Genomic DNA, 23,991 nt, shown 5'->3' with positions numbered 1-23,991 from the left:
TCCCCAAAAAGTCCGAAAACCACCCTTCCAACGACCTGACAACTTTCATTTTCAGTCGATTTCACATACATGGAACTGATCATTTACAGACATCTCAATCAATTTCCTTGTTGTTTCAGTCTTGCTGTACCCCGCGGTCTCCCCAATCTCTTCTGGTTTTCATTCAAGTGAATAAATGGTCTGAAGACGGTATATAGTGTCCTCTTTATCTAACCAAAAAATCATATCACTTTTACTTCCCCTCAGGGTCGATATAGGTAACGGTGTAAGCAGATCCATAGTCAAGTTCAGAAAAGATCGTATCTTACCCTCCATAAGCTTATACAACCCCCAGAGCCTTAAAGACAGCATCAGTTGGATCCGAGTAAAATACAGGCTGAACCTTTATCAACAGGTCAGCAGGAACCGTTTGAAAATCTACTACAGAGGAAGCAGGAATCAGAACTTTCTTCGCTCCTGCATCCACACAAACCTGAAGCGTATTAGCAAACTCATCGACCTTTGCAATAGTTCCACCAACAGTCATGTTACCGAGCACAACCATATTCTCCTGAACGGGACGTTCCAATGCACCAGAACATAATCCGATCAATTCAGCTATAGCGAGTTCATCCGTCAAACCAATACCTTGCAAATCACTAATATGCATCAAATAATCCTTGGTCTTCGTGCTAATCGAGCCGCTGATACTCTTACTGTTTGAAGTGAAGTAGCGGAAGGCGGTATCCAGGCTCTCTTTAGCTCCTCGATGGGATCCGACACCCGACTTCTCAAACTTCCCTGTCCCCGAAACGACTTGGTTCTCCAATTTGTAAACCCCGATCATGCCAGAATCTCCATGACCAACCGTATATACATGTCCTGGTTTGCCCATTCCTTCAGGGATCAACTTTCCACCGCCTTGTTCTGGCACTGACACATATTCTTCGCTCATTGTTTCCTTATCGATATAAGAGAAATGGACATCGTAAAACTCCATCCCGCCTATTTTTTTGAGCTGTTCCTTGACCCTTCTTCTACCTTCGAGAGCATACTTCAAGATCTCCTCGATGTCGTCTCTCGTATACTCCCCGTCTGGATACAGAAGCTTCACTAACCCTGATAGCGTTTTACGCACTGCAATTACATCACGTTGGTTCAGGTTGTTACCAAGCCTAAAATACCGATCCAGAGCATCTGAAAACGAACGCTTCCGCATCTCTCTAAAATATTCAGCCATGTAATCGACGATGAAACCATACTTATTTGTGAAGAAGTCAGGTCGCATCTTCGGGACTTCCCAGCCTGGGAGGTAGTAATGCATCCGATCAAAGAATGCAGAGTCATTCGCCATTGCTTCAGGGAACGGTGCAAATAGATGGGATGTCTTGATTAGTGAATCAAGACTTTGGTTGATGTTCCCTACAAATACCATGGAAGCAGAAGCAGCCTTCTCTTCTCTTCCCCGTGCAAATGATCCCGATGCCATGTAATCCTTCATGATTTGTATACCATCTTTGTCCTTAAAGGTTATACCCGCTACTTCATCGAATGCCACCGCATCGTACATTCCAACAAGTCCTACTTTTTTCGAAGACATGTTGTAAAAAAGGTTAGCAACCGTCGATTGTCCACCAGAGACGAGAATCGAGTTAGGCGATATTTCTTTATACACATGTGATTTACCAGTCCCCCTTGGACCGAGTTCACACATGTTATAGTTATTTTCAACAAGTGGTACAAGTCGAAGTAGTAGATGCCACTTCACTCTGTCCTCAAGTTGGGTCGGCTCCATACCTGTAGAGCGAATAAGTACATCGATCCATTCCTCTTTCGAGAAGCTCTTCCTACCCTCAAACACCTCGTTCAAATCCATGTTCGGCATTTGAATCGGCTTCAAGCTACTGATGCTGAACGGATTGTTGTTCTTGGCCTCTTCATCAAAGAAGTATTCCATCTTCAGCATACACCAGATCCCGCCTGCCAAGAGCTTGTCGTACTCTTTGACATAGTTCGGCGAGATCGGAACCCCTTTTAGTCCCAAGTTAGAGAACTCTGCCACATAGGAATCGATCTTCTCATTGAGCGTTACCGTTATCTTATCGATAACGGAATATTGCCCAAGTTCCCGAATTCTCGATTTTACCTTCTCCGCTTCATCTGGTCTAACAAAATTCTCTGAGAGGATCTTCTTTACCCGTTGAATCCCTTCTTGAATGTTATCTTCATCATCTGTAGCGGCATACATACCAAGAAGATATTCAAGAACATAAACAGGGACATTTGCCCCCTCTTTCATTAGCTTTGTCAGGTCTTTTCGAACAACCCTGCCTGAAAAGACATCATTCAGTTTCCTATCTAAATCGATCGTTTGTCCTTCGCTTATTGACTCCATTCGTTCCTCTCCTTTCCTCTAAAAATCGAAGTCACTAACAATGCCCAAATTGATTGTGAACTGCGTTTTTTCATTGACGATATTTGTCTCAATATCTTTTGTAATGAGGTAATAGTTACTATTCTTATCATATGGTATCGACTTTAACGCAAAGCGAAGCTTAAATATACGCTCGTCTGGCTTATCTGATGTGCGATCACAGATGAGCATTTCCTCGTTACTAATCACGTTATCAGCATCATCCACCATATAGATCTTAACCGTTCGAGGAAGCCGCTTGTCCTCCACTTTCTCCGTCTGGAAGAAGGTAAGGTTGAACAGGCTATTCGTGATCTTTCTGGTGGTATTTGTGAGCTTTACATCCACTTTCTCGATTTCACGACTGTTCTTCTGCCCAGCTCGAATGTTCTTAAATTGTATGAGCGGCACAACGATCTCTTGAAGACTGGCTCCCCCATGAACAAAATTAGCACCAGCACCTTGAATTTTAAAACGAATAGTCGCCTTCGGAACATAAGTGGTGATCTTATGCTCATTCTTAATTAAACTATCCATGTTGATATCAAGGAGACCGCTTCGTTCTCCATTTTCTTGTGAGAAAAGATGTCTCCGTTTGACCTCAAACGCTTGAATACCCTCCTTTTCAATCTTGTCACTCTCTTCCAATGCATCACGTTGACAAACGAACCCATGATCCGCAGTGATGAAAATGTTTGTACCGCTCAAATCATCCTTGATGATTTTAACTATATCGTACAATTCATCAATAGCTTTCTCAGCCGCTGTGAACGTATAGACCTCGGTCGATGCCTTATCTCCCGTTGCATCAATGCTGTCGTGATAAATATATACCAGTTTCTTACCCTTTAATGTCTCCCTGCGACCAGCCTTGTTCATATTCTTCAGCTCTTGAAAATGTATTGCCGTGCTATCAGGTACTGCTGATTGGAGAATTCCAATTCGATTTTCGGTGCCACTTGAAGACTTGCCATTCACTAATACATTACCACTCAAGTCGATCTCTAAGTTCTTGTGCGGCAGAAGTGATGCCATACCCAATTTCGTGACGGACGGAAGTACGCCTAACAATGGCTGAATGTCGCAAGCTCCCGTTGTCTCCGAATTCAACTTATCCGCCAACTCCGCCGCTATCTCATAACGCAGGGCATCTGATATGATAACAAATACTCGATCACCATTGGAGATTTTCGGATCAACAAAGCTTCGATAGAAATCCTTCTGGTTTTGAATCCCTGGCAGAACCCAACTTGATTTCATCTCATCGTGCACAGCGGCGGACCAGTGTGAGCTTAATTCGCTCATATACCAGTTCGTATATAGGTTCTCGACCATCACTTTGAGTTTTTTTAGGATTTCGCTATTCGATTCATTGTCGTAAGCAACATAGAACTTTCGATAGAACATATCCATTTGGTGATAATCATTAACATATGCTTTATACATATCCACCGCTTGTTTTCTCGGAATGCCCATGCTGTACTTCTTATGGAATTCAAACATCTTAACGGTATAGTAAAGTGCTTCATAGATGAACTGATATTGCTTGTAGTAGTGCTTCGCTCTCCGTAGGTTAATCAGCTTCGTATAGGTATCATAATCCTCCAGCCTATCTTCCAAGCTGTTTGCGATGTAGATAATAATGGCCTTATCAAAATACGGGAACGTATCCGACGCTTTGAATTCCTCAACAGGAAGCTGATTTACGATATCCGTAAGCTTGATTTCTTTCTCAACCATTTCAGCATACTGGTCATACAATTGATAATCCGATTTATGATGCATCCAGTGGTCGATGAACACCAGAGCATTTGATTTGTTTCGAGTAGCAATATAGTTTTTGATAAGCGAAAGGTGCTCCTCATTTACCGTATGGCTTAGTGCAGTAATGGTTAAGTGAATGAACAGCGTTTTTAGTGACTTTTGGGTTGGCTCATAACCATACCGCTCGGCTATTGCATTCCAAAATACCTCTAACCCAATATACTTCGCAATCGAATCCAGGTACTTATTTTCACTGTCATCAAGAGAATCCATCAGTATAATCTTCAAGACAGCCTCGAAATCAGGCGTTCTGAGATTGCACAACGCACTCATCATTACCAGTTCAATAGTGCTCTCAGTAAACTCCCTAACCTCAAACCCTTTAAACTTCTTGACCCTATCCTTACTCCCAAAAAACTTCTCGTATTTCTTAACCGTACTTCGTAGAGAAGGATCAATGTTTAGCTCATTCATGATAAGGGATAGCTTGTCCGCATAGAAGGTCTTCGAGTATAGAATCGTATCCAACAACCAGTTATCCTCCAACCTCATGTCCATGTTGGAATAGATCAAGTAATTTGAGGTCGGATCCTCTTCTTCGAGCAATACCTTCGTATAAAAGCTGTTCCCTTCAGTCAATGTATGTACCTTGACACTCTCTATAGAGATTTCATGTATATATTCAACAAATTCTTGGTCTTTATCAAACCAGAAAATAATCTTGCGTTGCTCCCCCTCTTTAAGAGGCTGTAGAAAAGCTTCTTGCAGTGCCTTTGTAACTTCATCCATATTCATTATTCATCAACACCTTTTTCATCAGGCTAAAAACAGGGATATACCAAGAATAACTGGTATATCCCCATTGTACCCAATTTATTTGATTGGAGCGAGTAAGCCTTCAAATTTAGCATAGTTTATAGCAACGCCGTCGTCGAGATCTATCTCAATTTGCATGTCTGCCATGTGATGAAGCTTCTCATCGTAAGCACGAAGTTCCTCAATCTTCAATTCAAGTGACTTCAGCTCTTTTTTCGCATTGGTGATTTCTTTTGTCGCACCTTCTCCATTAATAATATCAAGAAGAGTTTTCTTCTCTGCTTCCATCCGAATTTGAAGTTCATGCAGATAATCCGTTCTGATTCTCGAAAGAGTAGACTTATCGTAACGGTGCATATAGATTAGACAGTTAAATGCCTTTTGCTTGCCTGATGTAAATAACCAATAAATTGGTTTCTTCTTATATGTTTGGAGGTGATCCTTAAAGAAATCATTAATAAAGTATTTTCTCAGCATTTCCTTGGCTGTTTCACCTTCTTTCTTACCAATTGCATCAGCGATATACTCCAGATTCTCAGTTATTGTTTCTTCACCAAATGTTATTAAAACAAAATCGATGAATTTGGATACTATATCGTCCTCAAAGTATACACCTGATAAAATAGGGATTACACCATCACTATCTGGTTTGAATGTTTGGTACACTTCGGGTTCAAACTTCCCCCCTGCATAGACAATACCTAATTCATCAAGTGAATATCTTCCAAACATACATCCAACAGCATAAGAGATAAAACTCTTAATTTCTCTCTCTATATTTGCTTTTCTAAATGATAAATCTTTATCATCGATTAAAGGACGCAACTCATTCTGCAAGTTATAAATATTAATGAAAAGTTTGTTCAACTCTACCTCGTTATTTTTTAGCTTGTCATACTGAGTATCGTTGTATTTATTCCACATTAAGAATGCCGACTTTATGTTTGTTATATTGTTGTTTTCTTTTAATAACGGATGACGTAAAAATCCCCAAGATATCTCAAAGGAATCCCACTCTCTTTTCGCAATTTCAATATTTTCTTTTACAATAGTGGTGATACTGTTAATTTCATTTTCGTTTAATGACATTTTCATAGGAATAGTACCAATTGTTCCTGGTTGATAATTAAGTGTTGGATTAATCAAAGGAAACAATCGGTCGATAATCTTGGTTGAAAGAAACCCCAGAATAATATATAAAGAATTTATGTCATTGCAAAATAAAGAAGATCCTGCATTATCAAATAAGTATCCTTGAGGAGAATACCTTGAACTAAATGAACCTGAACTAAGTGCAGACCATGTAATAGAAGGATTAAATATATACTCCAAGTTAAAATTATGTGACCTAACTTTTCCTTTTTCATCAACAAAATTTCTAATCCTTTTGCCATCAGCCTCCCAATCTACAACATATTCATTATTACCATACCACTTTCTGAACTCCCCACCCTTATTGTAAGGAAACCATCTACAGTTACTATACTTCGCTTCCTCTCTACTAACAGCAGAAAATTTTATTGTATTTATATCAACCTCGTACCAATACCTCAAAAATCTATTATTGTCTGCAGTTGCCATCCCAAGTCTCGGTTCGGCAATTTCAGATAAAGATGAATTTTCAAAAAACATGTTTTGAATAGATTTAGAGGCCCAATAAGCAATTGGACACCCTGGGATCTTTTCAAAGTCCTTTTGATCGAATAAATATCGATAGGATACTGCCGAATTTTGAGAAATCTCTAATGTTTTTTCTCTTTTTTCTTTTGCTGTCTTTTCATCAGTCAAGCGAACATAAATCCCCTTATTTTGTTCTACAGCAACATTTCGGAGTACAAAGGCTGTGGATTGAACTACTTCTCCACCTATTTCCTCAAATGCTCTTGGACCTAAGTGCAACATAGTATCGATTGACTTATTTAAAATCACCTTTCTTCTTAATTTTTCAAAACTTGACAAGAACATCCATGAATGCTGATTAATACTTGCATAAAAACTATAATCTTTCAAATAATGGTCAATTTCCATAAAGGATGCAAACAAATCCGCTTTTGATTCGGGGTAATGCTTACCTAAAAAAGTTGATAAGACAGCATTCATATTTTTTGAACTCATATAGGGTGGATTGGTGATGAGAACATCGTAATGATTGAACATGATATTAGCTTGTTTTATTAATTGTGATAGAAGTTCTATGGATTTCTCTCTTGTTGCCATCATAAACAAATCATCAACTGGTTGTTCCTTGATAATTTTCAATCTACTTTCTAATAGTTCACGTGGGTAAACACTTACTTTAATTAGAGAACCAATTGTCTTTGCTTCTTTAAACAGTTCAATGAACTCTTTTGTTTGATCAAACTTGTTTCCGATATTCTCCCCAGCTATAAACGTAATTTCTTCTTTTGTAAGACTATTTGATTCTTGGATAGAAGCCAAATTCAGCCGCAATCCTTCTTTTTCAATACTTCTAAAGAAACGTTTGTTATATTCCATAGCTTTCATAACAACTGAAAAACAAGCAAGTTGATAAGCACGATCGTCAATATCAAGTCCAAATAAGTTGTTTTCAATTATAAGTTTTGGTATTTCACGTTCTACATACCCGCATTTACAATAAATTTCATAAAGCACATCAAACATATAAACAAGAATATGACCGCTTCCCATTGCAGGATCGAAACATTTTATGTCCTCAACGTTCAATTCTTTGTTAATAAATGGAGATAACTTTTTCTCCAAATCAGATTCTTGATTTTTTTCTTCAAGATAGAACTCCCAATTTTCTTTTAAATCCTTGTGTTCAGAATGTGCTTCAATCCAGTAACGCCCAAGAGAATTTTGCACCATATATCGGACAATCCAATCAGGTGTAAAGAGTTGTGTTGCATATGGAATTTCTTCAGCTTTAAACTTCGCCTTTTCTTTAAAAACCCTATCTTTTTCATCAGAAATATAAAATTGATAAAGCCAGCCAATAACCTCAACTTGTTCCCAATCTGATTCTGGAATAGATGACACATTAGTCATTTCACGAAGAAATGAATCCTTCGCCAGCACCCCATCAGGAAATAGAATTTCCTTATAATCATCGATTGTCTCAAACATGAAAGGAAGAGTGGTATTCAAACTATTACATTGCTTGATAACCAAATACTTAAATAATTCCTCTGTCTTATTATTTAGCTTCAGTTCATAAACCAGCTCTTTATCAATATCTAAGTCAACCGTTAACGCTTCTTTGATAATATCAGGTTCAGAACTCTCAGGATTGCTGGAGGATAACACTTTTACCTTGGAAGGAAGGTAATTGTTAACCTCCATAAAACGTAATGCTGTAAAACGGTTAAACCAGGTATATGCTACTTCTTCGACTACTTGCTTATACCCGATCTCCTTTATACGTGAAATAAGTTTCTCCCGTTGTTTTTTCTCTGTTGCTAAAAGTTGTTTTCCATCAATATATATAACATCCGAACTCTCGAATTGAGCTTTCTTTATGATTTCTTCAGTAATCCCTATTCTAAAAGCCTTAGCTTTTACTTTCTCAATCAATTCTTTTCGTGCATTAGTCGCAAAGTTTTTTAGTGCTGTCTTATTCATATCTGCTGTCCACCAACCCATATTGGAATGTGTTTAGATAGCGAGAATGCCGTGACCTTAGACCACGGCACACTCTACTAATTAATAAACTCGATTTGTTTATTGCTCTTTATAATCTGTTTCAGCTTTACCGACAATGTGTCCAGCAACATATCCACATCCGCTTCCGTACGTAAAGTCTTTGTAGCAAGCAGGTCATTCACTTTCACTCGTTCCCTCTGAGAAACATGCTTTACTATGACTGGAGGTTTATCTTCTCTACCACTTCCTATAACTGGAGGCTCCATTTGTTGCTTCTCTTCAAACTCAAGAATTTCTTGATTAATAATAAGTTCTTGTTTGTCTTTGAAAGCTGAGCTTTGTGTTATTGTTGCATCCACCTTAAAGATATCGGTAAGATCAATCATACTACTCAACAGGTTCTCGTAATAGGCTTTAACTCGTTGTTTTGTATCCTCGGATACCCCATCCTCATTCGCTCGTAACGTTAGATAATTAATATCCACTTGAATAACATTTTTCGCCGCTACTTTCTTTTCTTCAAGCACTCCCTGAATCTGCTCTTCAATTTTATTTACTAACTCAGGAATATCCTTGATCTTGCGATAAGGTTGTACTTCCGTTAAGATCCCTTGCAACTTGTCAGCATAACCTTTGATCTCGTTGCCCGATAAGTAAACATCATTTTCTTTATACTTATCAATCGCTCGAAGCCCTTTGTCGAAAATATCCTTTTGAGAAGCAAAGAAACTCTTCACATAGGTAACGTCTTCTTCCCAATCCAGGAGGTTATCCTCCAGGTCACGAAGCTTGGTGAAAAACGATACATTGTCTAATCCTTTGGTAAAATCACCGAAGTATTCAAGTCCTTTGTCGAGGAGACTGGCACCAGGATATTTTCTTCCTTCATAACGGCTCTTGAGTGCTTTGATCTCAATCACTTGCTGATCAATAAGATGACGAATATCCTTAATCAGACCATCCTCGTCATCAGCAACATCCGTTTTGTTAAACACTTGCTTACAAATGTTTTTCGCAACTCTCAATAACGACTCATCAACGAAATGCCGCTTTACGATAATTACTTTATCGATCTCACTCGCCTTGGTCAAAGCATTTAGAATATTACCATCTTCAGGTTCCATGTATTCTGAATTTAATCGCAAGCGAATCCGCTGTTGTTTCATTAACTCCGCAATCAAACCCGCTATATCGAGATCCTTCCAGCCATAAGGCTTTTCCTTGTAGCGATCCAACAGTGTTTTTACACGTATTTGCTTTTGAATACTATCCTGCAAGCTGATGAAGTCCATAACTTCTTTTATAGCAAGTTCATTGGCATTTAAAGATCCATCAATAGTCAATTGTTCAGTATTTCTCCGCAGAATCGTGAGAAGATCCCTTTCCGACTCCATAAAATTCTTTACATATCCCAACTTCGTATACACATTTTCCACTAAGAAAAGGAATCCAGCGTTAATCCGCTCTTTAATTGTCGAACCCTTAAACTCCGCTTTACTGCCATTGATGTAAAACGTACCGCCCCTGATAGCCTCTTCCAGCATATCCCGTACACGACGCTTACGATCTCTTGCTTCAGCTTGTTTATTGTTCAGGATGTTCTGAATACTCTCTGGAAGCTGAGTCGGATTTTTCTTCTTCCGATACTCCTCAATTTTTAGGACCTCTTCCATCTCCTCAACATAAGCCTCATTCGCACCCAATTTCAGAATCATCTCGCCTGTACCAGACGACATAAGCATTAGTTCTTGTTCAGATTTTGCGTAATGATCAGACAGCGGCGAGAGAATATTGATTCCGATACTCGATGTTTGATTACCGATGTTCTTCTCGTCCATCTTCTGATTGTACGGGAATTGATACTGAGCCGAATAGCGGTATCTCTTGTCATCATACAAGTCTTGATAGATGTAATTCGCAAGTTCACGTTTGAGGACATCTTCTTCAATCTTCATTGCTTTGATCTCACGGTTAATATCCTGCTCGTCATCCGTCAAGAACAAATAGAATTCACCGTTCTTTTGAATGAGTGTCTGCGAAATCAGCTTGCGAAGAGCAACCTTAATTTTTTCCTTCAAAGCCAACTTATCTTCATCAATCTGTGTGACCATAAGTGTAGCAATATTGTCGATATTCGCTGGAAGTTCTTTGATGTATTTAATCATGAACAGCACTTTCAGCAGATCCATGTTAAACTCATCGTCACGTAGGGCAGGGTTCTCATATGCACCTTCAATAACCCTTGCGATTGTAGGGTTTAGGAACTCCTTAATGGTATCGTAGAATGCATAAAACGGGATGAGTGCGCCTTCTTCCTGATCCTTATAACGAAGTCCAGCTTCTTTAAATGCCGAAAGCATTGAACGTTCACCCTCGGACAAGTGCTTGCCTGAACTGCCATGCTTACGCACTTGTTCAAAAACGTTTTGAAGCAATTTGAATTGATAAGGAAGGAACGGATAGACATCCACAAACTCCAGATCATTTTCAAAGCCTCGTAAATCCGCTGTGCTTTCCTTAAAGCTAATCAGGTTTTTAAGAGAAGCACTCTTTTCATGAGAAAGAAGCTTCAACTTATCGGCAACATGCTCCTTCTTTTCAAGAATCCGCTTTTTGATAACCTCATCAACCGATATCGATGAAAGCGATAGTCTGGTATCGAAGCGTCCTTGAATACGAGAGAAGTCATCACCTTTCACCTTCACAATACTATCAATACTTTCCTGTGAAGTGACCATAATCCATACTTTGCCTGAGCAATGTGTTCCGAGATCCTCCGCCAGCGTTTGCAAGTTAAGCATCAGTTGTCTACTGTCACCTATGTATTGACCAATCTCATCGACCAGGAAAATGAGGTGGAAGTTGCTCCCTTTCTGAGCAATGTACTCTTTTACGTCCTTCGAGAACTTCTCAATGCTGATCTCAAAGTTGTTTACACCATTCTCGAACCAGTTACGAGCAGTATCTTCGGACATAGTAGTAACCTTAGTCAATGCTCCAATCACATAATCAGCATCAAAATAGAAGGTATTACGACGATCTACCCATTCCTCGCCTGCCGCCGCTTTAAACTCCCTCTTAAAGTCTTCATATACGCCTTCTTTGGTCAGATACTTTTCCATCTCTGCAACACCAGGAATATCACCGTAGAACCCTTGGTGTTCGTAGAACACTTTAGTGAATACCCGAAGGATCGCATCCTCTTTCGACTTGTTATCCAAAGAGCTTTTAGAATCGATGTTAAAAAGGATGACCTCAGTTTCTACATTAGCCGTTCTTTTCATATTAGCGAGAACAATTGGATCTTGAATTTTATCAATAAAGAAATCGACTGCACGTTTATCTTTCGCCTTCTTGTTCTCAAGTAAGTAAGCAAGAATTTTCAAAAAATGAGATTTACCCGAACCGAAGAAGCCCGAAATCCAAACGCCCATTTTATCAGTATTTCCATCGATGCCTTGCTGATAATTTTCATAAAATTTGGATAAGTGCTTATTGAGTTCTCGTGTCACGACATACTCATCGAGTTCTTGGTAAATGTTATTCTCATCCGTCTGAGCGACCTTGATTACGCCTTTAATGCTACGTTCGATGTCTTTTACAAACATGTCTTTAATTTGCACAAGTCTTCCCCCTCGAAATTAATCCACTAAACGAAATGCTCTATAATAGTTATCATCTTTGAAGCGATCAAATAAGCGTAATGATAATCCATCGTATTTCCCTGGGAAAAACATAATGACAGGAGTTTTATCCAGCACCTCTTGAAGATTGTTAAGAATATTGTGGGAACGTACGAATGGATACACCTTTCCAACACCAGTAATGAGCACAACATTATTATCGGCCAATTGTTCCTTTATCTTTTGAAGAAACACTTCAGGTTTTGCAAAGTTAGCCATCGCTTTAAACAAAGCACCCTTCCCCTGCTTCTCTTCCATTTGAGGAATCCGATCAAAGATTCTTTTTTCCTTGGCGATCTCAATGAGCATCTTATATAAATCAAACTCAATGAGTCTGCGTCCAGAACCCTCATGACCGAACTCCCTCAATATATGTTGGATATAATCCCGAACCAACAGTTCGTTCTCAGCCTCATAATCAAAGACATAGAAGCTAATTTCGTTCCCCAAGCCTCTGCCCTCAATGAACTTCTCTTCTCTGATCTTCGGTATTATTTTATCAAGCCTACTTTTTATATTCGCCATACGCTATACCTCACCCATTGCTCGAATATAAGCAATGTCTCCGATTTGGATCAAATGTTGTTTCAACTGTTCGTCCATCATAATCCTGTTTAACTCGCCTGTCTTCTTGTCCTTCAACACACCTGACTCAAGTAAGATTCGTTGTATGACATTCTTTAGCTTCGTAACGGTTTGTTCCGTCCATCCAGCAATACCTTCGTCTTGCTCCGCTTTAGAGTTAAAATAAAGATTAAGATCCTTCTTCTCCAAGAAATAAATATTCGATTCAAGCTTCTCACGAATGACCTCATTCATGAATTCATAAAAGAGCCTGTCTGTTTTCATTATGGCATAAAGGTTGATAATCTTTCCCGACTCCAGCGAATGCTCCAGCACCAACTGACATAATGTATTATCGAGAATGCTTGTCCTCCGTATTACCGACGGTATGCTTCTTTTAAGGCTTGCACTGACCTGATACTGAAATAAGTTCTCTGATAGTACCTTCTCCCTTATCTCTTGCTCATTTAAGCCCTGTACTTTAAGGCTCACGACCTGCTTGAACTCGAAAAATAGGAATGAAGCCCCTGTTAATGTAGCACTATATTCTAATTCTGTAGACATAACTCAACTCCCTGCTTTTACAATAGTATTTTGATCCTTCATCATTCCAGTCATTGATAGTACCCGTTCGACAACCTCCAGTCGTCGCTTCCCGCATTGTTGTTTAAGTATCGTTGTAAACTGTTCTTGCTTTAAAATCTTGTTCGGGTTGTTTATGTACATATTCGACACACTCTGCATTAGCGAATCTTCGCTTACGGTATTATCCCAATAAGCATCAACGATCTCGTTTAATGCCGTAGCGAGTTCCCTTTGGGTTTTATAAAAAAGTTTCAGTTCCAAATTAACCACCTCGCACAAAAAATGCTTATACTTCATTATTACTCTACTCTTACTTTTTTAGTATACAGGATCACTCCAAAAAGAAAAACCGCTTGTTCAGCGGTTCGAGGTCAACACTTTTTTCCTAAATACAATTCGGGTCCCATTACCTTTAACATCTTCTCAAGGATATTGGCTAACTTTCTAATTGTTTCGTCCAGTTCAGCTTGTGGATGAAAACTTAATCCTATTTTTCGATCCTTCGCCATGAGTACAGGGTGTATATTTTTCTGAAGCTCCTGTATCTTACTCTCAAATAAATAATACAACTCCGCTTGAGATTGCTCAAAATGCAGATAAATCGATGCCAGTCTAAATTTGTTTCGGGCACTCACTTTGAAATTAACACCATTGCGACCACCACCAAACGAGAGCTGACAATCTTGACTATTGTGCTTCTTTGCTTTCCACACATTGGTTAAGTAAGGCACGTATTCTCTAAACTTTTCGAGCATGTATTGCTTTATGTCTTCAACCCGCTCAAAATTATAATCTTTGGTTACAGCTACTCGTCCAGTATGGGTTGGTGGAACTTGTGAATAAGAGTCATATAGTTTCAGTGGAAGATATTCCGAACCCCTAATATTATCTAAATTGTCCCATACGTCAAGCTTGTACAGCTTGTTAAGATCACTTGCCCGCGCAATTGCTTCTTCATGTAAACACACGGCACAAAAATTTATATACTTGTGTTTACGGCTCTTCAGGTATGATTTAACCCGTCGAAGATGCCCCTCATCGAATCCTAAAGCAATCCAAATTATTGTTCCCTCCGAAGTTGCATCTAATATTTCAAGTATTTTCTCTAAATGGCGTTGATCCGATTGGTTGACCTGAGATTCAATGAATATTGGCAATCTCCGAGACACATTTACCGCATACATATCCACTTTACGTCTGCCTATTGGAACCTCTGCTTCCGCAAACCCTAACTTCCATCCAATTAGATCCTCCAGGTATTCGGGATACTTTAAGAGAAACAGAGTCAGAATAAATTCTTTCTCGGATCCGTTTTTACTCATTCATCATCACACTCCATAAAGTAGAAAAGGAACGAAAACACATCCCTGCTTTTCCATTTATACAACCGCTTTAAACTCGTCCAACATCTCAGACAGCATGTACAATTCCTTCACTTTAGTCCCAGCATCCCACTTACAATCCACGATGAACTCGTTAATCGTTATTAGAATGGAACGTGCTTCTTTACTAAGCTCTTGATCGTTCAAGGCGAAGTTACTTTGGATCAGCACATCTGATATTGAAGGCGGTGCTTGCCCTTTGTCGTCTGCCTTTTGGAAAATAGTCGCCATTAAGACGGAATAGGGGATATCGAGGCTCTCCGCAAGCGAAAACACGACTGGTAGTGTGGGCGACGTTTTTTCCCCTCGTTCGAGTCGATTAATATAAGAGCTTGAGACTTGGCTCATTTCCTCCAGTTGCTTTAGCGAGAGATTTTTCACTCGCATTCTGTAGTGTCGAATCAAGATTCCGAAGCTCTCCGAAACTGTATATCCTCCTACATGGTTGCCATCCTCAATTGCTAAACCTGAAGCTGTGTTGTCTTTCTTTTTGTCATCTACCATTCTTAAATGGCTCCTTTCTGCTTTTCCTCGTAGTGAGAATCCTTTGTTCTGTAGAACCTTTTATCATAAGCATTGACCTGCGTTTCAATAACACTTGAAGCATCAGTTATCTAAATTTTGATGAGTGCAGACGATGTTGTCTTTGGACGTTTAACAAATGAATTACCAGTTGAAGAATGGCAATCTCCTTTGGTGTTTAAATCAACAATTCATTTATTGAGACATTGTTTTTATCAATTACTCAAGGGACAATACAGTAACACTTAGCTGTTGTCTTAAGACAACGGAATTCAATCATCTTGAAGTATTAGGCAACATTTGAATTCCTGATTTCAATGAAAATCTCTTGGGAAATCTACTCCAGAATTCTGATCAAAACTAAAAGTTGTACTGAATTTCATCCTGCTTCCTTATAGAAGGTAAATTAGATACAACTTTTTCATTCAGGGATTGATGCAATAACATTCAGGTTTACAAAAGCGAACGTCCAGATACAACTTTTAGAATGCTCACGCTTTCCCAAACAGCTCCCTAAACTGACAGCTCCTACACGTTGGCTCGTACTTTGTCTGCTCAAACGCCTCCATTTCGAGCGGCACATTATTCTAAATATCCTGTAAGTAAGACTGCATCCAATCGATGCTGGTATGAATGAGATAATCAATATTTTGAAAATCGTAGCGAGTTGGGGCGAATGAAACAAATGAACCATCGTTTAGATACTCGTTCCGAAGCTCAATCTGATCCTCAGTGACGATCTGGAATGATTCTTTTACGAACTTGGCATAAAGGGCGAGCTGTGTTCGATCATTTTCACTTCTCTTGCCAGTCTTGAAATCAGTTATACCATACTTTCCATTCCCCAAGTGCCTGTACAAAAGATCCATTACGATCCAAACCTTAACGCCCCTAACTTCAATAAATCCGAACCGTTCTGACGCTATCAATTTCGTATCTTTCCGCCGCCGAAACAAGTCATTAACCGTATTGCAGGAAATTAGATTGTGAACTGTATCTGGAAATCTTTGTTGATATTCCGAAATTGCTTCAAGCGATAATTCACCATCAAAGTAGATTTCAGACAAAATCAAATAATCACTCGGCATCTCTAACCATAGATTCTGGCGATACTTTGAATCACAATAAGATTTGTTCAAGTCTGAGCTTATATTCGCCATAATCTCAAGCTGTAGAGGCAGTTCCTTCAGTTCATCTAATGAATTTACAATTCGATGTATTTGTTCGTGCACTGAAGAGCCGAAGACCATTGCCAGTGATTGCAGATTCTTCAGTCTCCAAGCATGCTTTTGGAGGTTGGACGCATTCCTTCGTCTTCCAATGGGAGAGGCATAGTAACTGAAGTAGTAGCGACGGGCACACTCGGATAACGTTTTATGGCGGCTCAAACTCCATGAGAACTCAGGATATTTTATATTCACTTCCCTCACTCCCCCCTCGCATACTGTTTACATTCAAAATAAGGCACGCCCTGTCATGATTTGGTTCCATATAACCTAAAATCATTTCAAATACTCATTCCTATACCGTTCTCATCACAACGATATAAAAAAAGCACGCTCTCCATTCCTGATACTGGAGGCATGCTTCTGAATACTACTGAATATATTATTGTCTCGTGTGACTCGGTACTGCATATAGATCTCCACCCCTTTATAAGAACATACGTTCGGTTCAATTATAACAAGCGTTCGAGACGTAAACAATGCTTGTCTAAATGAAATCACACACACCGTATCAACTGAGGGGGAATATTAATCAGTAAAATAGTGGAGTCAGGATTAGTTACTAAGGTTTCATCCACAGGCTAATACAGTCGCTTCTTCATTTGATTAGAATTGTTCACAATTGATCGTACATCTTCATACCTGTTTCGTACATCCTCATAACTCTATCTTAACTTATACATAAGGACTGAAGCGTCCCACATAAATACATCTCCACTTGTTAATAACTGTTATGAATGTCTTATGCATATGGTCATAATATCTGCATAACTACTACTCCAGTTCCCCCAAATTCCTCTCGTCCTGGATTTTTTGTCTAAGGTTGGCTAAGTCGCCTTTCCTTTTCCTCCAGTACATTCCGTATGCCAAGAGATCTTTCTGAAACTCTTTAAGCTCATATTTTCCCACCTTACTTTCAATCATGCTTTCTTCGATTCCAAGTACCTTAACAATCTCGTGCTTTACAGGGCTCCTCTCCATCTCATGAAATAGAGCTGAAATGACCTGATCAAATATCGATTGAATCCCATGCTCCTCACGTCTCTTATAGAAATCGTGAAATACTACTCTGTTACGTAAGATATGCAGATTGAGTAGCCGCATCGCTCTATGGTGATCTCTTTTAGCCAAGTCAATAATCTCTGCTAAGCTCATTCCCCCAAACAAATGCATTTGAAGATCATCCATATATTGATTGAAGAAATCCTCATCCCACTTCAACATTCCAGCCCCCAATCAGTATAAAAAAGCCACCAATCACATCGAATATCCTGGCGGTTTCAACTCTACGCATATTATAACATTGTTTATTTTATCCCTGTCTGTGTTCTCAGCTTCTATAAGATCCTTCAATATGCTCCTTGAACCCGCATACAATATCTCAAGAAAGTGTCGTATCCCCATATTATAAACCAAGCAGACAGTAAGACGATCCCTATCGATTCCATCAGGATTAAAGGGCTACTCCGTCCCACAATTCCCATTTATGCTCACCGCTCGTATGGATGTCCCAAGGTTCTCCGTCTAATTCCTGTTACTCAAGCTCTGGCACAAGATCACTCACTTTCTCCCCATACCATTATCCCCTCTCGTCATTTTGCTGGCATCCTCAGATGGTGTTTGACTATCTTCTCGTTTCCTCTTCATCTGCTCCATATGCTGTTGATGAATCAAATTTAGCATTAACATGCAATCATCTCGTGTCGGTTTTGTTGTATATATGACATCGTTGATTTGATCAACCAAATCCAGGTCATTTATCTCCCGCAACATCTTGAAATACTCTGCCTTTAGCTGGTCAAAGTAATGATCCATAAATCTTTGGATAGCCTTCGTCATGCCGTATGCCTGTCCCAACTCCCAACTGATTTCATCCTTAATTAATCGTTTACCCATGCATTCTTCCCCCCTACCCTTCAAAAATAATTCATAACCTCTCTGATAACGACCCTGCCAGTTTTCTTATCTCCATAGATTGCCTGATTATATTGAAGCAGAATGATAAACTCATCATCATCCAAATCCATAACAGCATCACCGACAGCCTTCTTTTTTTCATCTGTCATTTCAACCATATATACGATTAGCAACTGACTACCAACCTTATAGCCATGCGGTTCTACACCCTCCCCTGTTCTTAAACCATCATCGTCTTAAAATAGTAGCCGATTATAATCCCTGTTGAAAGCATGGTTAGATCAGCCACGATCTCAATCACAATGCTCTGTACAAATTGCCGCTCCTTCAATCTTCCTAACACGATTTTCACCGTTTTCACCTCCAATATTGTTGCGATCAAAACTCCATTAAAAACAAAACCACTTAGCCGCCATTCGACTAAGTGGTTCATTCGATTCTTATTGAGTTATTTTTAAATACACTACTACGCATCGGAGTCATTCCCGATCACCTCCCCTACACTATTCCATTGCTAATACTAATTTGGAAATGGGGGACAGTCAATAAAAATGTAATATTGTTACTGTTATAACTTTATTGCTTTTTGAATCCATCACTGCATTCAAATCAGCCTCTATTTTGCAACAAAATACATACAGCACTATGGCTTTCAAGTATATGTTTGATTGAATTAGACTGGCACAGCCATACCTAATTACGACTACGATGCCCCTTTCTTCGTACTCACCTTATCTTCGAGCATTTCTTATCAAACTTCGAAATTCTTGACGGATTTCTCACAAAACCTTTGCCAACTGACATTTAGATCTCGATTGCCTTCCTCTCTTCATTATACTGGCATTGAACAACAAAGCATTCGAACAAAACATGACCTAAAATGAGCTTCTATACGCTTACGCTTAATCTACTATAAGTAAAAAGACGGCTATTGGTATTTTTTTCCAATCAATCAGTTCCCAAAAAATTTCAAGGGGGTGCAACCTGAACCTCATTTCATCGTTTAATATGGTACTACTATTACAGAAAGGTAAAAACACCCATGGTGGAAATTTTTGAATCAATCAAGGCAGAGAAGTGGTCAAACCTAATTCGACCAACGCTCTCTACTTATCGTTTGATGATTAATTATCATAGTTAAGTAAGTGCATAAGATACTATAGAGGCAATTACGACCCTTTAGTACACTTAGAGGGGGGACACCATGAAGATAATTACTATAAAAACTGACGACAGTAAGCATTATTATTTTGCTTCTCAAGCCTTAGCAGACAAGGGGTATAAGGAGATCGGTAAGGTTAAATACAACCGAAAATTCAGGACCGATTCCACAGACCTTTACGAAAAAGACGGCAAACTATATGCCTTTAGAGAAATGTACCACTGCAACACGACAGTTTACTCTATTAAGTTGGGACTTGTACACACATTGAAAGGAGAATATGAGATCGTAAAGGATACTACCTCTTCTGAAATAAGATGAGAACCATCCAAAAAAAAAAAAAAAAAATCAAAGGAAATTCAAAATGAATAACAAAATTGAACTTAATGCCTGGAGAACATTTAATTTACAAAATCAAGCAAAAGTAGATGATAATAGTATTAAATATATGTACTGCGATAACAGTGAAGGACTTGTAGGAGTGCTTACAATTATCAATCATCTCGAATTAACAAGTATCGAAGCTCTGCGGGAGGAAATTAAGGAGCAGAAGAAGGCATTAGAAACAGGCTTCGACAGCGATGGGAAACCGTCCTGTGATGATGAGCTTTATCCATGGGAAGATCACTTAGTTTGTAGGGAAGGAGTCTTTATATGGGATTGGAACTCCGATGACTACGTACTGATCAGGGAAATGCTGAGGAGAGGATAAGCATAACGATTGCCGCTCTAAATCATTCAAATGAGTCTCGTCCATTTCGAAATATCGCTCGACTCTCTCCTGGTGCTTGGAAACAGAAATCCATAGTAGCTCCCTACTGCTTTTTTTTGAATTCCTATGTTATAGCGAGAGGGCGGGGAGAAATAAATAGCGTGCATATCATTACCTATTGACCTCAAATGGTTTCCATTTGAGGTCCCAAACATCATCAATACTTGGAGCACGTACAAGGTCAAGCATGCATTCATCACAAGCTCCAAACTCAATATAGTTTTTTTTAGCTTGTCTTAGCGATGTGCTTCCGTTAGCTCCTCCGTTTGCGTCAAGGTCATTCCAGCAAGCAGGGTCATCCTGCCACCAGCAAATGGAGCAAATATCATGAATCTCACTTTCTAAAGTAATGTATCCACAGCAACGACAAGTATATTTAGATATCTTACTCACCTCAAATTATAAAAGTTGAAGGAATGACCCACCTGTATCGGAAACCTCCATACTTTCTGAAGGTAATAAGCCTTTGATCGGTCCAATTCATCGACGTCAATTCGGAGAATATCTTTGTCGTTGACTTATTCGATAGATGTGTGATTCTCTTTTTCCCCATAGGTGCGATCTTAGCTCGCATCGTATCTCACTCCCCTATTCTTGATTGAATTTCCCGCAACTCCTCAATTAAGACTTTCCAAGCCTTAATTTCCATACCTTCGTCCATTAAATCTAACTCTTCATCAGTTAAATGTCCATATAACTCCCAAAATCCTCCTAAAAATATTTCCTCATACTCAGCAATTCGTTCTTGGATCTCAAGAAGGTATTCTTCTTGGGTTTGTGTTTTCAACTTTTTATCCTGATACTCTTTCTGCATCAGAATTCCATAAACAGAATCCTTCGCAAGTTCAATCGCATATCGAGGAATCATTCGATTATAAACAGTTAGTCCACATTGTCGGATGTATTTTTTTAAACTCATCTCTGATAACCCAAGCTCATGCATTACTTGCTCCATCGTCAGGTATGTCTTTAATCCTTCAATTTCTTCTATACGGCAAAGAGTAATTTGTTTGATATACTTATGATCACGCTCACCCAACTGCAACATACGAGAAGCAATAAGCCGACGCCTACGTTCATCTCTCCTTCTGAGGCATTCATTAGCAGAAGCTCGATCATGAATGTCTATTAATTGGTGGATCTCGTCAGTCAATTCCCTTCCCTCCTCGTTTCCTTCTCAAATAACAATCAAGAACCAGATATTTATGATTTCTCAACAGACATAATGCTTCTTGCGTCATTTCTAATTCTCTTTGTCCTATCTTTCTTGTCTGCATTTCGTATTTCAAATCCTTTTTAGGTTTCCGATTTACCTTAGCCATCATCTTTGTCCTCGTTTAAAATGAAGTTTTATAAAAAAGTGCCCAGTCATCCATGACCGAGCACCTATCACTTTCCATATGAGAATATTATATCGCATTTAGCCAGTCAACAAGAATTTGGATGTTGTTACAATGTAAACCACATCAACACAAATGATTATTTCAATCCTCCATTACATCCTTGTGAAAATCATAATCGGATCCTGTAACTGGATCATATCCATCTGGACTCTTCAATTTACTGTTCATAATAGTGGGCACTAACGAAATGACTTTCTGAGGTGCATGCAATTTTCTCAAATAATCGTCTGTTGAATATAAAGTCAGAGATTCGATGCTATGACTCATGCGGGAGGGATGTCTTGGATGACCTGATTTAGCTATACCCAAGCAGTGTAGTTGGTGTCCCTTGGAGGTGAGAAGTCTCGCAACTTTATTATGCCGTTGATTGATAAAATGCTTTTCTCCCCAAGAAACAATAATTGTCGTTGCTCTACTTGCGGCTTCAAGAATGAATTTATCGTTCTCATCACCAATTGGATCGTGCACGAATTTGAGCTGATTTGGATCTGTTGAAATGATAGCATATAGATTAACGATTTCTAACGATCCAAAGCCAAACTTTTTGGCAAAATAAAGACACTGTTTAGAGGTTTGGTCCTCCTCTTCATGACTTGCCGTGCTGGGATTTAACATGACGTATAACAACCTCGGCAAAGAAGCATCCCACTCACGAGATAGCAAATATCTGTACTTCTTTGTTGGATCAAATACCGCATCCATCTTCATTCGTATCACTCCCTTATAAAAGCTTTTATTTAGAAGAATAATATTCCAGTAGTTTACCGCATTAAAGTGTTGTGCGGTACCTGACTTGGATGGTTAACATCAATTAATATGACGAATATGCATCTCAGTGAAGATGATCCTCGTATATCGATGCTTTGTTGTATTTAGTACGTTGGATGCAATCTATCTTATGTATGAGGCTTCCGCATGATGACTGCCAATCAATCATTAGAATAGTGCAAAGCGAAGGCGTTAATTGTAATCTTGAACGTAAAACGACTGTAAAGAAACATACGCAATCTGCAAAATACCAAGCATAGAAGGGAATCGGTGTCATACCTCTGGGATTGTCTGACATGGTGAATTACAAATCAACTTGATATTTTGAACAATCTTTTTAGATATTTATTTATGCAGAACTGAAGAAGGAGCATTAATTTTCACTTTCATCGATATTACCCTGCTCATCAATAAATATTGCTGTAATTCCAGTTCGCTTCTTTGCTAACAGTGGAAGCCTACCCCAAAGATTACGGAACTGCCTCACATCGGGTAATGCAATACTATATTTTGCATTCGGATCATCCATTCGTTGAAGCGTTTCAGCCAGTACACCAAGAAAGTAATTCACGTTCATCGCACTCAAGGATCCTAACCCTTTGACCTCAATAATCCATCTTTCTGTTCCTTTATTGGCATAGATATCGATTCCAGGCGTCTTCCCCCAAGCTATTTGGGTTTCCCAACCGTTTGCTTGTAAGTAGTCCTTCAAAATCTGCTTGAGATTATCTTCTTTAAATACCGAGAATTCCACCGTCATCTGCTTTGCCTTAACGACTGGAGTTGGCACAGAATGCATGCCCTCAGTCACTAAGTAGTTGCCGATTAATCCATCTCTACGATTTTCCCTTTTGATCAACCCTTTGCCTTCCAAAGCCCTGCATACCTGGTTTACTGCCTGCTGAGGCTCATTTAAACCCAATATCCCATTCGCAATTTCACGATCGGTCAAGCCATCCTTGTCTTTCAGATAACTGATGATCTTATCCTTTAAAGTCATGTCCCCACTCTCCCTACTCCAGTTATTCCCTATCGTTCTATTATAGGCTACCTCCATAATCTCCGTAAATAATTGGGGGTTGTGACTTAGTTTGTGATTGGTATTAATCAACGCTTACCTATCATATCACTCAATTTCCCGATCCACTGTTATTCCTGCCATCTCATACCATCATTTATGGAAAACCACGACGAATTTCTGCATAATAACCATCAAATACAATATTATTTTTCTCTCCCAAGCCGATGAACTTTGACTCCACTCTGTATTTAATCCCTTCATGCAACTACATCAGGCATGGACTTTCACTACACACCGCACATGACCCCTGAAATTTCAAGTAACAATTAAGACAGAGCGACCCTATATCATGCGTCATGTGATTGAACAACTTCTCAGCCTCTTTCGAGC

At 39.1% G+C, this 23,991-nt stretch carries 20 protein-coding genes; 2 read left to right on the top strand and 18 right to left on the bottom strand.

The annotated features are described in order from the left end of the window. Positions 1-319: 319 nt before the first annotated feature. The 14 genes from brxL to F4V51_RS29225 all read right to left on the bottom strand — a co-directional run bounded on the left by brxL (position 320) and on the right by F4V51_RS29225 (position 18,827). Positions 320-2,374: a protease Lon-related BREX system protein BrxL gene (gene brxL, locus F4V51_RS03915; RefSeq protein WP_153976930.1), complete on the bottom strand. Its 2,055-nt coding sequence runs from the start codon at positions 2,372-2,374 to the stop codon at positions 320-322. Positions 2,375-2,392: 18 nt separating this feature from the next. Further along, positions 2,393-4,951: a BREX-1 system phosphatase PglZ type A gene (gene pglZ / locus F4V51_RS03910; RefSeq protein WP_153976929.1), complete on the bottom strand. Its 2,559-nt coding sequence runs from the start codon at positions 4,949-4,951 to the stop codon at positions 2,393-2,395. 78 nt (positions 4,952-5,029) lie between these two features. Further along, the gene (gene pglX / locus F4V51_RS03905) at positions 5,030-8,575 is read right to left on the bottom strand and encodes a BREX-1 system adenine-specific DNA-methyltransferase PglX (protein ID WP_153976928.1); all 3,546 of its coding nucleotides are present in this window, start codon (positions 8,573-8,575) and stop codon (positions 5,030-5,032) included. Between the two features lie 77 nt (positions 8,576-8,652). After that, the gene (brxC, locus tag F4V51_RS03900) at positions 8,653-12,219 is read right to left on the bottom strand and encodes a BREX system P-loop protein BrxC (protein ID WP_153976927.1); all 3,567 of its coding nucleotides are present in this window, start codon (positions 12,217-12,219) and stop codon (positions 8,653-8,655) included. Between the two features lie 18 nt (positions 12,220-12,237). Next, the gene (locus F4V51_RS03895) at positions 12,238-12,804 is read right to left on the bottom strand and encodes a DUF1788 domain-containing protein (RefSeq protein WP_153976926.1); all 567 of its coding nucleotides are present in this window, start codon (positions 12,802-12,804) and stop codon (positions 12,238-12,240) included. 3 nt (positions 12,805-12,807) lie between these two features. Continuing rightward, a complete protein-coding gene (locus F4V51_RS03890; RefSeq protein WP_153976925.1) occupies positions 12,808-13,407 on the bottom strand; it encodes a DUF1819 family protein in 600 nt (199 codons plus the stop codon). Positions 13,408-13,410: 3 nt separating this feature from the next. After that, positions 13,411-13,698, bottom strand: a complete 288-nt coding sequence (locus F4V51_RS03885) for a TIGR04540 family protein (RefSeq protein WP_236146782.1) — start codon at positions 13,696-13,698, stop codon at positions 13,411-13,413. 101 nt (positions 13,699-13,799) lie between these two features. Continuing rightward, positions 13,800-14,750 carry a hypothetical protein gene (locus F4V51_RS03880; RefSeq protein WP_153976923.1) on the bottom strand — a complete coding sequence of 317 codons (951 nt, stop codon included), beginning with the start codon at positions 14,748-14,750 and terminating at the stop codon, positions 13,800-13,802. Between the two features lie 57 nt (positions 14,751-14,807). Then, entirely contained in the window at positions 14,808-15,314 is a 507-nt protein-coding gene (locus F4V51_RS03875) for a helix-turn-helix domain-containing protein (RefSeq protein ID WP_153976922.1), read from the bottom strand. Positions 15,315-15,919: 605 nt separating this feature from the next. Then, positions 15,920-16,753, bottom strand: a complete 834-nt coding sequence (locus F4V51_RS03870) for a PD-(D/E)XK nuclease family protein (protein WP_162009890.1) — start codon at positions 16,751-16,753, stop codon at positions 15,920-15,922. A 579-nt stretch (positions 16,754-17,332) separates the two neighbouring features. After that, complete coding sequence (locus tag F4V51_RS03865) at positions 17,333-17,782, bottom strand: hypothetical protein (RefSeq protein ID WP_153976920.1); 450 nt, start codon at positions 17,780-17,782, stop codon at positions 17,333-17,335. A gap of 336 nt (positions 17,783-18,118) precedes the next feature. Next, a complete protein-coding gene (locus F4V51_RS03860; protein WP_153976919.1) occupies positions 18,119-18,454 on the bottom strand; it encodes a hypothetical protein in 336 nt (111 codons plus the stop codon). A gap of 20 nt (positions 18,455-18,474) precedes the next feature. Further along, complete coding sequence (locus tag F4V51_RS03855) at positions 18,475-18,648, bottom strand: hypothetical protein (RefSeq protein WP_153976918.1); 174 nt, start codon at positions 18,646-18,648, stop codon at positions 18,475-18,477. A gap of 47 nt (positions 18,649-18,695) precedes the next feature. After that, positions 18,696-18,827: a hypothetical protein gene (locus F4V51_RS29225; protein WP_268893527.1), complete on the bottom strand. Its 132-nt coding sequence runs from the start codon at positions 18,825-18,827 to the stop codon at positions 18,696-18,698. A gap of 852 nt (positions 18,828-19,679) precedes the next feature. Here F4V51_RS29225 and F4V51_RS03850 point away from each other — a divergent pair. Continuing rightward, positions 19,680-19,958, top strand: coding sequence for a hypothetical protein (locus tag F4V51_RS03850; RefSeq protein ID WP_153976917.1), 279 nt, complete (start codon positions 19,680-19,682; stop codon positions 19,956-19,958). A gap of 43 nt (positions 19,959-20,001) precedes the next feature. Next, positions 20,002-20,349 (top strand): hypothetical protein, encoded by a 348-nt coding sequence (locus tag F4V51_RS03845; RefSeq protein WP_153976916.1) that lies wholly within the window; start codon positions 20,002-20,004, stop codon positions 20,347-20,349. 171 nt (positions 20,350-20,520) lie between these two features. Here the strand turns inward: F4V51_RS03845 and F4V51_RS03840 are convergent, their stop codons facing one another. The 4 genes from F4V51_RS03840 to F4V51_RS03825 all read right to left on the bottom strand — a co-directional run bounded on the left by F4V51_RS03840 (position 20,521) and on the right by F4V51_RS03825 (position 23,580). Next, positions 20,521-20,802, bottom strand: a complete 282-nt coding sequence (locus tag F4V51_RS03840) for a CPCC family cysteine-rich protein (RefSeq protein ID WP_416226511.1) — start codon at positions 20,800-20,802, stop codon at positions 20,521-20,523. Positions 20,803-20,989: 187 nt separating this feature from the next. After that, on the bottom strand, positions 20,990-21,562 hold the full coding sequence (locus F4V51_RS03835) for a hypothetical protein (protein WP_153976915.1): 573 nt from the start codon (positions 21,560-21,562) through the stop codon (positions 20,990-20,992). A 331-nt stretch (positions 21,563-21,893) separates the two neighbouring features. Continuing rightward, complete coding sequence (locus F4V51_RS03830; protein ID WP_153976914.1) at positions 21,894-22,520, bottom strand: DUF1643 domain-containing protein; 627 nt, start codon at positions 22,518-22,520, stop codon at positions 21,894-21,896. A 433-nt stretch (positions 22,521-22,953) separates the two neighbouring features. Beyond that, entirely contained in the window at positions 22,954-23,580 is a 627-nt protein-coding gene (locus F4V51_RS03825) for a MarR family transcriptional regulator (protein ID WP_153976913.1), read from the bottom strand. Positions 23,581-23,991: the final 411 nt, after the last annotated feature.

Origin of the sequence: Paenibacillus xylanilyticus (assembly GCF_009664365.1) — a bacterium.
Lineage (GTDB): Bacteria > Bacillota > Bacilli > Paenibacillales > Paenibacillaceae > Paenibacillus > Paenibacillus xylanilyticus_A.
This window is presented reverse-complemented; position numbering and strand designations above follow the sequence as displayed.